Annotated in this window: 19 protein-coding genes and 1 tRNA gene; 12 read left to right on the top strand and 8 right to left on the bottom strand. The window is 65.4% G+C overall.

Translation table 11 applies throughout. The annotated features are described in order from the left end of the window. Positions 1-26 precede the first annotated feature (26 nt). Genes E1263_RS25385 through E1263_RS25375 form a run of 3 tightly spaced genes read left to right on the top strand, consistent with a single transcriptional unit; the run spans position 27 to position 2,079 of the window. A complete protein-coding gene (locus tag E1263_RS25385; protein WP_132171626.1) occupies positions 27-572 on the top strand; it encodes a P-loop nucleotide/nucleoside kinase family protein in 546 nt (181 codons plus the stop codon). A gap of 47 nt (positions 573-619) precedes the next feature. Next, positions 620-1,303, top strand: a complete 684-nt coding sequence (locus E1263_RS25380) for an RraA family protein (RefSeq protein WP_132171624.1) — start codon at positions 620-622, stop codon at positions 1,301-1,303. Then, complete coding sequence (locus E1263_RS25375; protein WP_132171622.1) at positions 1,300-2,079, top strand: aldo/keto reductase; 780 nt, start codon at positions 1,300-1,302, stop codon at positions 2,077-2,079. The genes E1263_RS25380 and E1263_RS25375 overlap by 4 nt, the downstream gene beginning before the upstream one ends. Here E1263_RS25375 and E1263_RS25370 read toward each other — a convergent pair. After that, positions 2,069-2,950 carry an LLM class flavin-dependent oxidoreductase gene (locus E1263_RS25370; RefSeq protein ID WP_132171620.1) on the bottom strand — a complete coding sequence of 294 codons (882 nt, stop codon included), beginning with the start codon at positions 2,948-2,950 and terminating at the stop codon, positions 2,069-2,071. The two genes, E1263_RS25375 and E1263_RS25370, sit on opposite strands and share 11 nt — an antisense overlap. A 76-nt stretch (positions 2,951-3,026) precedes the next feature. Here E1263_RS25370 and E1263_RS25365 point away from each other — a divergent pair, with 76 nt between their 5' ends. Next, positions 3,027-3,452, top strand: a complete 426-nt coding sequence (locus tag E1263_RS25365) for a MarR family winged helix-turn-helix transcriptional regulator (RefSeq protein ID WP_132171618.1) — start codon at positions 3,027-3,029, stop codon at positions 3,450-3,452. Positions 3,453-3,455: 3 nt separating this feature from the next. Here the strand turns inward: E1263_RS25365 and E1263_RS25360 are convergent, their stop codons facing one another. From E1263_RS25360 to E1263_RS25350, 3 genes are read right to left on the bottom strand one after another with little or no spacing between them, the layout of a single operon-like run. Next, positions 3,456-3,755, bottom strand: a complete 300-nt coding sequence (locus E1263_RS25360) for a putative quinol monooxygenase (protein WP_132171616.1) — start codon at positions 3,753-3,755, stop codon at positions 3,456-3,458. A 53-nt stretch (positions 3,756-3,808) separates the two neighbouring features. Further along, positions 3,809-4,330 (bottom strand): YciI family protein, encoded by a 522-nt coding sequence (locus tag E1263_RS25355; RefSeq protein ID WP_132171614.1) that lies wholly within the window; start codon positions 4,328-4,330, stop codon positions 3,809-3,811. A 19-nt stretch (positions 4,331-4,349) separates the two neighbouring features. Continuing rightward, positions 4,350-5,471, bottom strand: coding sequence for a hypothetical protein (locus E1263_RS25350; protein WP_132171612.1), 1,122 nt, complete (start codon positions 5,469-5,471; stop codon positions 4,350-4,352). Positions 5,472-5,552: 81 nt separating this feature from the next. Here E1263_RS25350 and E1263_RS25345 point away from each other — a divergent pair, with 81 nt between their 5' ends. Genes E1263_RS25345 through E1263_RS25335 form a run of 3 tightly spaced genes read left to right on the top strand, consistent with a single transcriptional unit; the run spans position 5,553 to position 7,432 of the window. Then, positions 5,553-6,002, top strand: coding sequence for a GNAT family N-acetyltransferase (locus tag E1263_RS25345; RefSeq protein ID WP_132171610.1), 450 nt, complete (start codon positions 5,553-5,555; stop codon positions 6,000-6,002). 9 nt (positions 6,003-6,011) lie between these two features. Further along, positions 6,012-6,926 (top strand): alpha/beta fold hydrolase, encoded by a 915-nt coding sequence (locus tag E1263_RS25340; RefSeq protein ID WP_132171608.1) that lies wholly within the window; start codon positions 6,012-6,014, stop codon positions 6,924-6,926. Beyond that, positions 6,923-7,432, top strand: a complete 510-nt coding sequence (locus E1263_RS25335; RefSeq protein WP_132171606.1) for a DinB family protein — start codon at positions 6,923-6,925, stop codon at positions 7,430-7,432. Before E1263_RS25340 ends, E1263_RS25335 begins: the two co-directional genes overlap by 4 nt. Positions 7,433-7,437: 5 nt before the next feature. Here E1263_RS25335 and E1263_RS25330 read toward each other — a convergent pair whose 3' ends face one another. Further along, positions 7,438-7,641 carry a hypothetical protein gene (locus tag E1263_RS25330; RefSeq protein WP_132171604.1) on the bottom strand — a complete coding sequence of 68 codons (204 nt, stop codon included), beginning with the start codon at positions 7,639-7,641 and terminating at the stop codon, positions 7,438-7,440. Further along, positions 7,631-7,897 (bottom strand): hypothetical protein, encoded by a 267-nt coding sequence (locus E1263_RS25325; RefSeq protein ID WP_132171602.1) that lies wholly within the window; start codon positions 7,895-7,897, stop codon positions 7,631-7,633. The genes E1263_RS25330 and E1263_RS25325 overlap by 11 nt, the downstream gene beginning before the upstream one ends. Positions 7,898-8,414: 517 nt before the next feature. Here E1263_RS25325 and E1263_RS25320 point away from each other — a divergent pair. Then, positions 8,415-8,660 (top strand): hypothetical protein, encoded by a 246-nt coding sequence (locus E1263_RS25320; RefSeq protein ID WP_132171600.1) that lies wholly within the window; start codon positions 8,415-8,417, stop codon positions 8,658-8,660. 104 nt (positions 8,661-8,764) lie between these two features. Here the strand turns inward: E1263_RS25320 and E1263_RS25315 are convergent, their stop codons facing one another. Continuing rightward, complete coding sequence (locus E1263_RS25315) at positions 8,765-10,093, bottom strand: AAA family ATPase (RefSeq protein ID WP_132171598.1); 1,329 nt, start codon at positions 10,091-10,093, stop codon at positions 8,765-8,767. Positions 10,094-10,645: 552 nt separating this feature from the next. Beyond that, positions 10,646-10,728, bottom strand: a tRNA-Tyr gene (locus tag E1263_RS25310). 82 nt (positions 10,729-10,810) lie between these two features. Here E1263_RS25310 and E1263_RS25305 point away from each other — a divergent pair. From E1263_RS25305 to E1263_RS25290, 4 genes are all read left to right on the top strand, one after another. Next, positions 10,811-11,302: a YajQ family cyclic di-GMP-binding protein gene (locus tag E1263_RS25305; protein WP_132171596.1), complete on the top strand. Its 492-nt coding sequence runs from the start codon at positions 10,811-10,813 to the stop codon at positions 11,300-11,302. Positions 11,303-11,368: 66 nt separating this feature from the next. Then, positions 11,369-12,304 carry a phosphotransferase enzyme family protein gene (locus E1263_RS25300; protein ID WP_165956744.1) on the top strand — a complete coding sequence of 312 codons (936 nt, stop codon included), beginning with the start codon at positions 11,369-11,371 and terminating at the stop codon, positions 12,302-12,304. A gap of 93 nt (positions 12,305-12,397) precedes the next feature. Beyond that, positions 12,398-13,411: an NADP-dependent oxidoreductase gene (locus E1263_RS25295; RefSeq protein WP_132171592.1), complete on the top strand. Its 1,014-nt coding sequence runs from the start codon at positions 12,398-12,400 to the stop codon at positions 13,409-13,411. Further along, positions 13,408-14,244, top strand: coding sequence for an alpha/beta fold hydrolase (locus tag E1263_RS25290; RefSeq protein ID WP_132171590.1), 837 nt, complete (start codon positions 13,408-13,410; stop codon positions 14,242-14,244). The genes E1263_RS25295 and E1263_RS25290 overlap by 4 nt, the downstream gene beginning before the upstream one ends. The last annotated feature ends 16 nt before the right edge of the window (positions 14,245-14,260 follow it).

Below are 14,260 nucleotides of genomic sequence, written 5' to 3'. Positions count from 1 at the left end.
GGGCGGGAGGTGGCTAGGGTTCGGCGGTGCACTCGAAGCCGTTGGTGGTTGTCGTCAGTGGTCCACCGGGAACTGGCAAGACGACGTTGGCGCATCGGGTGGCAGCGGCCATCGGATGCCCGGCGATCTGCCGGGACGAGATCAAAGAAGGAATGGCCCATGCGACCCCGGGCTTCGTGCCCGGGCCGGGTGATCCGCTCACGATGCGGACGCTGTCGACGTTCTTCGATGTGATCGGTCTGCTCGTCGGCCGCGGTACGACGATCGTTGCCGAGGCAGCATTTCAGGACCGGATCTGGACGCCCGGGCTGAGTCCGCTACTCGGTCAGGCAGACCTTCGGGTCCTGCACTGCGCGGTCCCCGCTGAGGTCGCCCTCGAACGCATCACCGCACGAACGGCGAACGACCCGAGGCGCGCCGCCCACGAGGACGCGCAGATCACCGCGGACGCTCGGTTGCGGACCCACAACGCCTTCCAGGCCGTGGATCTGCCGGTTCCGCACCTCACCGTCGACACGTCGGCCGAGGACTACAACCCTTCGTTCGCGGAGGTTCTCAAGTTTCTGTCCTAGCCGCCTATTACTGTCGGTGGTGGATCGACTGAAAAGGGGTGTTGGGGATGCTGGAACGGTTCGACGAACTCACGACGGCGCATGTGGCGGACGCCTGCCTGCGCGCCGGATTGCCGGTACGTACGGTCTCGCTCACTGCGGTGGTTGGCGGTCGCGTGGCGGGGCGGGTGCTGCCTGTTCAGCATGTGGGCAGTGTCGACGTCTACCTGGAAGCCTTCGAAAATGCTGAGCCGGGCGACGTCCTGGTGATCGACAACGGCGGCCGCCGCGACGAGGCTTGCGCTGGGGACCTGGTGGCGGCCGAGGCGCAGGGCGCCGGCTGCAGCGGCCTGGTGATCTGGGGTCTGCACCGCGACACCGTCGATGTACAGGCGCTTGGGCTGCCGGTGTTCAGTCTCGGCGCAATGCCGACCGGCCCGCTCCGGCTCGACCCGCAGCCGGCCTATGCGTTGCTTAAGGCAACTATCGGCGAGTGGACCGTGACCACCGACGATGTCGTCCTCGGCGATGAGGACGGCATCATCTTCGTCCCGGCCGGCCGCGTCGAGGAGCTGTTCGACCTGGCCGATTCCATTCGCGACACCGAGCGGAAGCAGTCCGAGGACATTCAGGCCGGCCGTTCGCTGCGTGAGCAGGTCCGCTTCAGCGAGTACCTGACGGCGCGCGCCGCCGACCCGTCACTCACGTTCCGGCAGCACCTTCGCGCAGTCAAGGGAGCGATCGAGGAATGACCACCTGGAAGCTCGGCGACCACACCGTCAACCGAATCGGGTTCGGCGCCATGCGGCTCGATCCGGCGACCGGCGTCGCCGTACTGCGTCGTGCGGTCGAGCTCGGGGTAGACCACTTCGACACCGCCCAGTTCTACGGTGCCGCGAACGAACTGATCCGTACGGCCCTCTCGCCGTACCGGTCCGAGCTGTTGATCGCGACCAAGGTCGGGCCGGGCACTGCACCGGAGCGCGGGTTCTATTACGCGGCCAACGCCACCGAGCTCCGCGCGCAGGTCGACGACAACCTGCGCGTCCTCGCTGTCGATTCACTCGACCTCGTCAACCTCCGCGTCCCCGACAATTCGGGCTCGCTGGCCGACCACTTCGCCGTGCTGGCTGCGCTGCGGGACGCTGGGGTGATCCGGCATCTCGGGGTCTCCAACGTTCGCGCCGAGCAGTTGGAGGAGGCGTTGACGATCGCGCCGGTGGTCTGTGTGCAGAACTACTACTCGGTCGATGAGCGGGCCGATGATCCGCTGATCGACCTCTGCGCGGAGCGCGGGATCGCGTATGTCCCGTTCTCGTCGATCGTCGGGGCATCGTCAGCCGCGGTCGACGCGATCGCCGAAGCACGCGGGGCCAGCTCGCATCAGGTGCGCCTCGCCTGGACGTTGCAGCGCTCCCCCAACATCCTCGGCATCCCGGGCACCGGCAAGATCCCACACCTGGAGCAGAACGTCGCCGCGGGCGCGATCCAGCTGACGCCGGAGGAGCTCACGACGCTCACTGACTGATGGCAGCGCGGATAGCCGGGACGACCTCGTTGCTCCACCGAGCCAGCTGTACGTCGAACGGTTCGGATCCGCGGGGGAACAAGGTGAACCCGCCTGCGCCGTGTTCGAGGAACGCACCGGTCAGCTCCTCGATCCATTGTTCGCTGGAACCGCCGATCCACATCCCGTCGTCGCCGCGCGTACGCCGTACCGGGGAGCTGGTGAGCTCGCCCGGGAAGTTGTAGATCGTGGCGACGTCGGTGGGTTTGCGGCCGACGGACAGCGCGGCTTCGTCGATGATCGGGCGGGACCAGCGATAGCGCTCACTGAGCCAGTCGGCTGCGTGACCCGGGATCCAGCCGTCCGCCTGGCGACCGGTTGCAGCCAGCGACTTGGGCCCGTTCGACCCGGTCCAGATCAGCGGCGCAGCGACTGCGGCCGGCTGGAGCTTGCCGATCGGGTAGTGCTTCGTGGGCTGCGGCCGACCGCCGTCCGACAGGCCACGGACGAGCTGCATCGCCTCTTCGAACGCCTCCACCGCAGCCGGCGGCCGAAGCTCCGGAACAGCCATCGTGGTGATCTTGTCCCACGCCCCACCGGCTCCGAGGCCCAGAACGAACCGGCCGCCGGACAACGCCGCGAGCGAGGTCGCCGTCCGCGCCAGCATCGGCGCCGGGCGCAGCGGCAGGTTCGTGACGTTGACGAATGCCGAGAGCCGGGTGGTCCGCCCGAGCAGTACGCCGATGGTCGCGTACCCGTCGAGCAGGTCCGCGACGTACGGATGATCCGACACGCTGACGTGATCCAGCCCGTCCCGATCGGCTCGCTCGGCCAGCGCCAGCACCGTACCGACATCCCGCACACCAGCCGGCGAGCCATATCCGAACCACATGGTGACCTCCAGATTTAGTTCGTAGGCCTAAACAGTAGCACTACGAAGTATCAGGGGTCCCGACTACACTCGAGTCATGGCAACGACGACGGCACGCGACACCGAGCTGACCGGTGCCCTCGTGCAGACGATGCACCTGCTCCAAGACCTGTACGCCGAGACCAGCCGCCCGCTCGGTCTTACGCCGCAGCAGGCGCATCTGGTCTGCGTTCTGCTCATGGGCCCGCAGGGCATGACCGATCTCAGCCGCACCCTGAGCATCGAGCGGTCCACCCTCACCAACATGGTCGACCGCCTCGAACGCCGTAGCCTCGTCGCCCGCATCGCGCACCCGACCGACCGCCGCGCCTGCCAGATCGACCTCACCGACGCCGGCCGTGACCTCGCCAATCAAGCCCACGAAGCCGTCACGGCCCGCATCACCGAGCTGACCACCGTCCTCCCCGCCACGACCCGGGCCACCCTCACCTCCGCACTTCAGACCCTGCTCGCCCAGGCGTGAAGGTCAGCTTCTGAACGGTGGTCCCGAGGCGGAGACCTCGTGGAGGAAGACGCTCTGGGACTTGATGGTGGTTTTGGGCGGGTCTGGTTGTGGGGCGATGGCACGCCAGGCGTTGAGGGTCTCCTCGGAGTCCCAGTACTCGAAGATGTTGACGCGACCCAGGTCGATCGGATCGGCCGAGATCGAACAATCGAGGCAGCCCGGGTAGTCGCGAGCCGCGCGGACGATCACCTGGTGCGCTTCGACGCTCTGGTCTCTGGTTGCCGGGTCCACCCACACGCTGCCGGCCACGATGACTGTCATCGCTGTCTCCTTCCGTCATCCCACCGACGAGCGGGGAACGCGGAAACGGACAGCTAGCGGCGACCGCCGAAGGTCCAGGGGTGGACCTGGCTCACGTCGGCTTGGGCGAGGGCTGCAGCCGACTCGGGGTCGGGCGACTCCAGCAGTACGGCGCGGCCCAGGTGCTGGTCGGTGTCTAGGGCGGACAGGTCGCCGTACAGGATGATTTGCGGGGAGCTGAGGGGGCGCGGGGCGTCGTCGGTGTGGACGAGGTAGCGGTTGAGGCCGGCCGCCGCGCTTGTGAAGTCCCACATCGTGCCGGGGGTGTGGTTGGTGAAGCGGCAGAGCAGGACGTCGTCGAAGACACCTGCGCGGTAGTACGTCTCGTCGTACGCGAAGGATTGCGCCGCCTCGAGAGTCGGCAGGTCGACGATATGCAGGCTGCCCGTGGTGCTCTCGCCGTCGGGTGTCAGAGTCGGGCCGCGCGCGATCAGAGTGTCGGCGTACCCATCCATGAACGCCCAGTGCTCCGGCGTCAGGCTCGCTTTGAGCTCACCGGCGCCGGCCCGATCCCGTCCGTACACGAAGTACTGCACGGGATCGGACCCTAGCCGATTAAGCGGTCGTCGCGGCGAGGTGCAGGCGCAGGATGGTGTCGTAGTCGAGCACCTCGACACCCTCGGCCGCCTTCAGTTGCGCGGCGTCGATGATGTCCTGCGAGCTCGTCACCACGAGCTTGCGCGGCGCGCTGATCTCCACGCCGTACTTCGTGTTCGCGAACGCGCGGTTGTCATCGTTGGCGAAGTACTCGGTGACGCGCGAAAGCTCGGCCACGCCGGCCGCGAGATCCGTCGTACGGCGGTGCTTCTTGGAACCGTCAGCCAGCGGCAACCGCAGGTCACCGACAACATGCGAACCGTCGGCCCGCTCGAGGATGAAGTCGGGCGTGAGGGCAGCCTCGTCGCCGGACTGCCACTCCAGATGCGGCTGCCGGATCAGCTTGGTTGCGTCGAACGCAGTCAGTAGGAAGTCCTCGTTGGCGCTCAGGAACTGGTCGACCGACGAGTTCGGCACGTCGTGCGCCAGGTAGGTGCTCGCGAAGACCGCACCCTGCAGGTCGGCGCCGTCGTCGGACCGCGGCACGTTGAGCGTCCCGACCGGGTCGGTGTGCGGCGCGGCGGCGGCGAAGTTGCGCAGGAAGTCCAGGTACTTCTCCGCGGGCTCCGAGCGGTGGATTGCCAGCGCGAAGAACACCCAGTGCGCCCGCAGCGCGGACCCGGCCGAGTGCACCAGCAGCGTCCGGTCGAACGTCGAGTAGTTACCCGGCGCGAACTTCAGCAGGTCGTCGCCCGGCCCGGTGAACTCCTGGCCGACCATCGTCCGCACACCCGGGAACCGCGCCTCGATCTCGCGCCGGCCGTCGTGCGTCGCCACGGTTGCGTCCTTGAACAGGTTCTCGCCCGGCAGCGTCACCACCGCGGTGCCACCGCTCACGCCGAAGTACTCCTCCACGCTCGCGGCCTTCTGCCGCCGTACGTCGAGGCTCCGGTACTCCCGGCTGATGCCGACCAGCTCCACGATGTTCCAGTCCGGCGTCTCCGTCAGCACCAGCATCCGCGGATACAGCAGCGGACCGGCCAGCTCCCGCCGGTGGCTCACCGGCAGATGCGCGCTGATCTCTTTGAGGTGCTCCCCCCAGAACTGCGCGTTCACCTTTACGAACTCAGTCGGCTTCATCCTGTCCCTCTCACGAAAAACACGTCTCCCGAAGCAACCCTCCCCCGCCGGCCGCCTATTCCCAACCTTAGTGTTTGCCTGGTGATCCCCTGGCACCTCCGCGCGGCCACCCCGGCCGACCTCGACCCCATCACCGAACTACGAGCTGTCGTCATGCGCCCCGACCTGGAACGCCTCGGCCGGTACGACGCTCAGCGCGTCCGCCAGCGGTTCCGCGACAGCTTCGACCCGACCCACTTGTGGATCATCGAGGTCGAGGGGTCGTTTGCAGGCTCAATCGCCCTTCGCCCAGCTGACGACGTGCACTGGCTGGAGCATTTCTTCCTGTCGCCGACTCGGCAGGGTCGCGGGCTAGGGAGCGCCGTACTGGAGCATGTCCTGGCCGGCTGCGACGGCGTCGTACGCCTCAACGTCCTCCAAGGCAGCCCCGCCCGCCGCCTCTACGAACGCCACGGCTTCGCTGTCGACTCCGAGGACCCGGTCGACGTCTGGATGACATTGCGGCCGGAGAACGTCCGGAATGCCGTGTAGACCGAAGGCATGGTTCTGCCTGCTTCAGTCGTCACGCCGGTACGCATCGAGGTCAGCCCCGGACACCACCTCGCCGTACGGCGTCGTGGGGCGGGCGGCGTACCGCTCCTGCTGCTCCACGGCTTCCCCTGCACGAGTCTGATCTGGTCGCACAACCTGATCCCGCTGGCCGAGGCGGGCTTCGACGTCGTCGCTCCGGACCTCCGCGGGTACGGCGACTCCGACTTCGCACCGGACGGCTTCTACGACTTCAACGCGTTCAACACCGACCTGATCGGCCTCTTCGAGGGGTTGGGCTGGGACCGCGCCGTCGTCGCCGGCCATGACCTGGGCGCGATGATCGCCATCGACCTCGCCACCCGTCACGCCGCCCGAGTCGACCGCCTGGTGATCCTCGACGACTCGATGCCTGCCCTGACCTTCCCGGACCTTCCGCCGATCGACCCCAAGCACGCCGTCTACGACTACGTCCGCAACCAGGGCCTTCGCGCAGAAGCTCTGGTCGCCGAACTGGCGACCCCGGACCAGCGGCGCCGCTACATCGCCGAGTTCTACGGGCACCGCCTCTGGTGCCCACCCGACGCCTTCTCCCCCGAAGACCTCGCCTTCCTCACCACGCCGTACGACGATCCTGCCCGCCTCCGAGCGTCCTTCGCCGACTACGAAGTGGTGATGGGAACCCGCGAGTTGTCAGCTCCCGAACTCACCGACCGCCCGGTCGACCACCAGACCCTGATCCTGATCGGCACCGACCAGATCACCCTGCGCAACTGTGTCGAGGAACGCTGCCTGCTGGCCTTCCCCAACGCGGTCGGCCCCTTCTGGGTCAAAGGCGCCGGCCACTTCCTCCCCTGGGAACGCCCGACGATCGTCAACCGAGCCATCCGCTCCTTCTGCGGCGATCTCCTAAGCTCCCAACCATGAACAGGCCCGAACCACCGCTGACCGCAGGCGAGACCGAGTCGCTCATCGGCTTCCTCGAGTACCACCGCGCCACCTTCGCTTGGAAGTGCAGCGGTTTGGATGCAGCCGGCCTGGCCGCCACCGTAGGCGCCTCGACCATGACCCTCGGCGGCCTGCTCAAACACCTGGCCTACTACGAAGACCACTGGTTCTCCCGCCGCATGCAAGGCAACAAACGCCACCCCCAGTGGTCCGGCATGAACCCCGAAGAAGTCTGGGCCTCAGCCGCCCACGACACCCCGGAAGCCCTCCACTCCCTATGGGAGGCCGCTGTAGCCCGCTCCCGCACCCAGCTGGCGGAGACCCTGGCCAACGGCGGCCTGGACCAACCCGCCCGCCGCAGCCTCCCCAACGGCGAGACCCCGTCAGTCCGCTGGATCGTCCTCCACATGATCGAGGAATACGCCCGCCACAACGGCCACGCCGACCTCCTCCGCGAGTCAGTCGACGGCGCCACCGGCGAGTAGCAGGGTCAGCGCGGCCAGCCGGTGCGCCACATCATCCGACTCCGCATCATCCGCGGCGTCTCGCGCGTATTCGGCGCAATCGAATGCAGCACCCACGGATGCGTGATGTAGACATCCCCGGCACGCCCGGTCAGCTCAATCACCCGCACCGGAATCCCATCGACGTCCGCCTCACGCAGAGGATCGATCTCCCGGTCCTCACTGGTCAAATGCCGAAACCACTCGCACGACGCCAGCACCTGATCGCGAATCGCCGTGAAACTCCCGCTCCTGTGTGCCCTCCAGGTACCGCGCGATCATCCGATGCGACACGGCAACCTGTGGCGTACCGCCACCCCCTCGCTCCAGATCCCCGAGCAGCGCCCATACCTTCACGCCCGCCTGCACATTGTCGTACCCGACATCTGTATGCCCCTGTCGATGCGGCACAGCCCAAGGTTCGCCGGTCGGCATGGTCACGAGCACCTGCACACCTGATGCGACGGCTCGCCCCACTCGCCCATCAGCTGGTCAAGCACCCTTGGTCGCCGACTGCACCGACGTCCCAACCCGCAACACTCGCCCGCCCAAACCCAGCTCACACCCGTCATAAGTCACCGGTACGCCGAAATCGGCCGGCGGCGCCTTGAGCTGACCAGGCCGGAACGGGCTTGTCCGCCGAGCGGGCCGAGCATGTACGAGAGCATCTCGATGCCGGCCAGCCGACTGCAGCCCAGACCACATGGGTCCGACCAGGCATACGCACCGCTTCTGCATCGCGGCGGCCGGGGGCGGGCGAGTCCGCCCCCGAGTAATGCGACCTTGACAGTCCTCAGAGAGGTCGCCCCTCTCCAACCGCCCGCTCCGCCTGCGGCCGGTTCGCCCTACACCGCCGCTACCTAATACCCGAAACCCGCCGCGCGAGGCTGTCCGTGCCGCAGATGTCGACACCGCAACTCCGCCTCACCCCATCGATCCGTTCCTGCGTCAGGTGCTTCTCCTCATGCGTCAGGTAGATCCCGCCACCGGCGCGCTGCGCGACGGCAACATATGGAACATCGCTCGGATCAAAACCAAGTCTGTCAAGACCGACTTGACACGCGGCCATGGGGTTTCCTTGATAAAAGCTAAACCGGCCCCTCTTGATCTGGCTAGTCAAAAATCTCCGCCCAAGCGTTCTCGGCATCAGGTTCCGCTCATACTCATTGAGTATATGACGCTCATGGTCGAGGAGAAGCGGAATATTTGAACGCTCTAACTGGCCGAGGATCTGAGATGCCTCGGACATTTGATCCCACTCCAAGTCGTCCAGTAGACACAGCCATCCACAGTCGATGGCGACGCCCGGAATGCTCACCTCGCTTGCGCTGCCGCGCGAGCAAGGTTAACAGCATCTTCCCATTCTTCCTCAAAGAATCCATCAGGCATCGATTCAGAGTCCAGGCGGCCATATCTGTCGACTCTGACTTTGCTGATCAAACCGTCATCAACGATATAGATCGCGAGATCCGTCGGATCAAGGTTACCTTCTGCCACACGACGTTGGAGCCGCAGCATTATATGCTCACTATGACTCTCCATAATGAGTGAACTATTACGTTCACGCGAAAGAAGGATTAGCTCGTCGGCAAGCCGTCCCTGCGCATCTGGATGCAGATGCAGCTCAGGTTGCTCAATCAGCACGGTTGACCTCGGAGGCGCGGTTGCCAATGTCGCCAAGATAGGCAGCACCTGCGAGACACCAAAACCGACATCCGCGAGATTGTCGACTCGACCAGTAACCGAATCGGTTAGGGCGATCCCAACATACCCGGGAGCTAGAGGGATCAGAGAAACGTCGCGAGCCATGCCCATCGACCTCAGCGACGCAGCAACTCGCGCCTGAGCCGCCTTTTGGCGATCGAGGACCTCGACGACAGACGCAGTGCTCCCAGGTGCAGCGATCTGGTCTACACGATATGCGCGATCCGGAACTTCCCGAAGCGGCCCGATATGGACGAGCGATTGCGCCACACTGGCGAGCTCTTGCATATAGCTATAGATGAAATACTCTTCCGGCCCAAGCGAAATATGCCTAAGATCGTTTGATCGTCGCGACGAAAGATCGATTGGAAACAGTCTAAGATCGGCAAGTGAAAGGACTTGCTGAACACGCCTACCGGGAGAGAAGCTGCTCTGCAGAGTAAACTCGTGGGGGCCGTGACGCTCCAACTTGACAAATATGTTTGCCTTTTCATTCCACGGGTCACTGATTGTAATTGACTCTAATTGAGTGCGCGCCGCTCGGGCATTCCAGTGCAGGCCGATGTTCACATCGGCACTCTCAAAGAGATCGGCGAACGGGCCCACGGTCTCGCGAGCACTCGCGGTCAGTCGACGACGGACCGGCACATTGTCTAACTGAAAACACAAATGCACGTCTCGCCGAAGCTCGCCTGCATGTACAACTTCTTTATACGCACCAAAGTCAACTTCTGGGCCAACTAGAGTGACATCATTATCCCCTTGACTCAAAACCAACTGCTTACCAAGGAGCATGGATCGCAGCAGCGACGTTTTGCCTGAGCTATTCTTTCCCAGCAACAGCGTTATCGGCGCCAGATGGATACTCCCAGTATCCTCGAAGCGCCTAAAATTCTTGAGACGTAGACCTTGCCAGCGACCGCCGCGGTAGGTGCTCACATGTTCTCCTCGGTAACGACTGCTCCGAGCAGTCGTTGAATTCAGCAACAAGTATACGAGACGACCTGTTATCTACCATCAATTCCTCAGACGCCACCTCGAACTTCCTTCGATATTGGCCCCGACGTCCATCTGTTCGTAGCCAGAGCGGAGGCCTCGGGAGGCCAGCTCGGACGCCCTGCTTTAAGTCGGTCCTCCAACACGGTCGACCGCATCTGGGCTAAGGCCCGCGCGAAGGTCCCGACAGCAGATCAGGTCGCCAAGAAGCTCGCCGCCCGGCTGCACGACCTTCGGCGCGTTGGCATCACCTACCACCTCAATGCAGCGTGACCGCGCCTCCGCTAACAGAGGGCCGGAAACTCGGTCGAGGTCGCGCGGCGGGTGCACGTCGGATGTGTCGACGATCACGCCCCGCCCACGCCCGAGAGCGCGGTTGAGCGCGACAGGCATCCTGGAGGCCTGGGCAGTCAGCCCTAGACAGCTCGTGACAGCCGGACGGACGAAGACAGCCCCTGACCTGTGACTCCAGGTCAGGGGCTGCTTTAGCTCCTGTGGCGAGTGCAGGGTTCGAACCTGCGTAGGCATAAGCCGACAGATTTACAGTCTGCTCCCTTTGGCCACTCGGGCAACTCGCCAGGGTGCTGCCGGTTCGTGAACCGGCGTGGGAGACGATACAACAGTAGGTGCCCCTATCGGCAAATCGGGAAAGGAAGTGCCATGGCTTCGGAGTCCTCCTTCGACATCGTGAACAAGGTCGACCGTCAGGAGGTGGACAACGCGGTGAACCAGTCGATCAAGGAGATCAGCCAGCGGTTCGACTTCAAGAACGTGGGCGCTGAGCTCAAGTGGTCGGGTGAGTCGATCGAGATGCAGGCGAACACCGAGGAGCGGGTGAACGCTGTGCTCGACGTGTTCAAGGACAAGCTGGTGAAGCGGCAGATCTCGCTGAAGGGGCTTGAGGCGGAGGAGCCCAAGTTGTCCGGGAAGATCTACAAGATCACCGCGACGATCGACGCCGGGATCACGCAGGAGAACGCGAAGAAGCTGTCGAAGCTGATTCGGGACGAGGGACCGAAGGGCGTCAAGGCGCAGATCCAGGGCGAGGAGCTCCGGGTCTCGAGCAAGAGCCGGGACGACCTTCAGACCGTGCAGGCGCTGATCAAGGGCCAAGACCTCGAGTTCGCGGTGCAGTTCGTCAACTACCGCTGACGCAGGCCGGACGGCGACCCGGATATCGGGTCGCCGCGGGCCCTTGCGGCAGGCATGCTGGGCGGCGTGGGTGACACGTTGCTGCGGCGCTGGCTGTACGACGACTTCGGGCTGGATGTGGTGGAACTCTCACCCGTCGGGTTCGGGGCGGACCTGGCTGCGCAGGTCTGGAAGGCCCGTACGGCGACGAATGCGTACGCGGTGAAATGGAGTGGGGCCGGGAGCAACACCGGCCACCAGGTGGCGGCGTACCTGGGTGATTGCGGACTGCCCGGCGTACCGGAGGTTGTTCGGACGGTCGAGGGTGGGCTGTGGACCTTCCATGGGAAGAAGAAGCGGCTGACTGTGGCGCCGTGGATCGATGGGGCGCGGGCGGCCGAGGTTGGGCTGACGGTGGAGCAGTGGCACCAGTACGGCGCGCTGCTGCGGCGCGTGCATGACGCGGAACCGCCTGCGCGACTGCGGGAGGCGCTGCCGAGGCATAGTCCGGTGGATGCCCGAGTGCCCGGGCTGGCGGCGGAGGTGCGGGCGTGGACGCCCTCAGACGACGTCGAGGCCGCGGTGGCGGAGCTATGGCGTGAGTACGCCGACACAATCGACGTACTACTGGCTGGCGACCCGCCGGCGCCTGAGGGTCCGCGAGTGGTTTGCCATGGCGATCCACATCTCGGCAATGTGCTGGTCGGCGCGGACGGGCTGCAGTTGATCGACTGGGACGACGTGATCCTGGCGCCGCGCGAGCAGGACCTGATGTTCATGCTGGGCGGGATGGGAGACGTCGGTACGACGACCCCTGCGCAGGTGGAGTCGTTCCTGACCGGCTACGGGCCGCATGCGATCGACCATGACGCCGTCCGCTACTACCGGCATGTGCGGGCGCGCGAGGACGTCGTCCTGTGGTCACACCAGGCCCTCACAGGGCCGGACCGTGAGGACTGCCTCAGCATCGCCCGAGGCATCCTCAGCGAGGGCCTGGCCGCGTTGACGATCCAGCCAAGCTGAACGTCAGTTCCTCCTAGAACTGCCGCGCGTCTTTTCTTATCGAGAAATCTGAGTACACTCATTATTGAGTTCACTCAGTCGGAGGAAGATGTCATGCGCGCGTTCGTGGTCGAGAGGTACCGGGCCCCTGTGCGGGAGGCGGTGGTTGCCGAGCCGGTGGTCGGGGACGGCGACGTGCTGGTGGAGGTGCGGGCGGCCGGGGTGAACGCGCTGGACGAGAAGATCCGGGCGGGTGAGTTCCGGCAGATCCTTCGGTACGAGCTGCCGCTGATCCTCGGCAACGACGTTGCCGGCACGGTGGTCGCTAAGGGATCAAAAGTTCACACCTTCGCGGTCGGTGACGAGGTTTATGCGCGGCCGAGCAAGGACCGGATCGGAACGTTCGCGGAGCGGATCGCGATCGCCGAAGACGACCTTGCGCTCAAGCCGGTGTCGCTCGGTTTCGAGGAAGCGGCGTCGCTGCCACTGGTGGCTTTGACCGCCTGGCAGGCACTGGTCGAGCGGGCCGACGTCCAGCCGGGGCAGCGGGTTCTCGTCCATGCCGGGGCGGGCGGAGTCGGGACGATCGCGATCCAGCTCGCCAAGCACCTGGGCGCCACGGTGGCTACCACGGTCAGCGCGGGGAACGCCGACCTCGTGCGGAAGCTCGGGGCGGATCACCTCATCGACTATCGCGAGCAGGACTTCGAAGAACTCCTCGACGGGTACGACGTCGTACTGGACAGTCTCGGCGGTGCGAACTTGAAGAAATCACTGCGTGTACTGCGTCCTGGCGGCAAGGCGATCGGGATTGCGGGGCCACCCGACCCGGCGTTCGGTCGCGAGCTCGGCGCGAATCCCGCGCTCCGGTTGGCGATGGGTGCCCTCAGCAACAAAATTCGCAGGCAAGCGCGGCACCTCGGCGTGAGCTACGAGTTCCTCTTCATGCGGGCCAGCGGTGATCAGCTTCGCCAGATCGCCGCGCTCGTCGACGACGGCGTACTGCGCCCGGTGGTCGCGCGCGTCTTCGGCTTCGACCAGACCGTGCAGGCGCTGCAGTCGCTCGGCAAAGGCGGGCCCGGCAAAACCGTGATCACCACATCCCACCAAACAGGAGAATCAGCATGAGTACGACGTACAAGGACGCACCTACCCAGACGGTCGACGTCGGGGGCGTCACCTTTGCCTATCGCGAGCTCGGACCGAAGGGCGGCATCCCCGTCGTCTTCTTCGTCCACCTGGCCGCGAATCTGGACAACTGGGACCCACGCATCGTCGACCCGATCGCGAACGGACGCCACGTCATCGCCTTCGACCAGCGCGGTGTCGGGGCGTCGAGCGGCACGGTGCCGGACAGCGTGGAGGCGATGGCCGACGATGCCTACGCGTTCGTCACGGCGCTCGGGTACGACACGATCGACGTCTTCTCCTTCTCCCTCGGCGGCATGGTCGCCCAGGCCCTCGTGGCCAAGCACCCGAGCCTCGTCCGCAAGCTCGTCCTCACCGGCACCGGGCCGGCTGGCGGGAAGGACATGGACAAGGTCGCCGGTACGACGTACTACGACATCCTGCGGGCGACGTTGACCCGCTCGGATCCCAAGGAGTTCCTGTTCTTCAACCGCAATGCGACCGGTAAGCCGGCCGCCCGCGCCTTCGTGCAGCGACTCCAGGAGCGCACCGCGGACCGCGACCAGGCGGTCGCGCTGCGGGCGTTCCAGACGCAGTTGAAGGCGATCAAGAAGTGGGGCCGCTCAGCGCCGGCCGACCTGTCGACGCTCACCCAGCCGACGTTGATCGCCAACGGCGACAACGACCGGATGGTGCCCTCGGTCCTGTCCGAGGATCTGCACCGCCGCATCAAAGGCTCGGAGCTGGTCATCTACCCTGATTCCGGGCACGGCGGCATCTTCCAGTTCCACGACAAGTTCGCCCCGGTCGCCGTGGAGTTCCTCAGCCTGTAAGCACAAAAGGACGGCA

The sequence above is a fragment of the Kribbella antibiotica genome (assembly GCF_004349055.1).
In the GTDB taxonomy this organism is placed as follows: Bacteria; Actinomycetota; Actinomycetes; order Propionibacteriales; family Kribbellaceae; genus Kribbella; species Kribbella antibiotica.
Note: the sequence above shows the minus strand (reverse complement) of the source record. Positions and strands in the feature narration are given on the sequence as shown.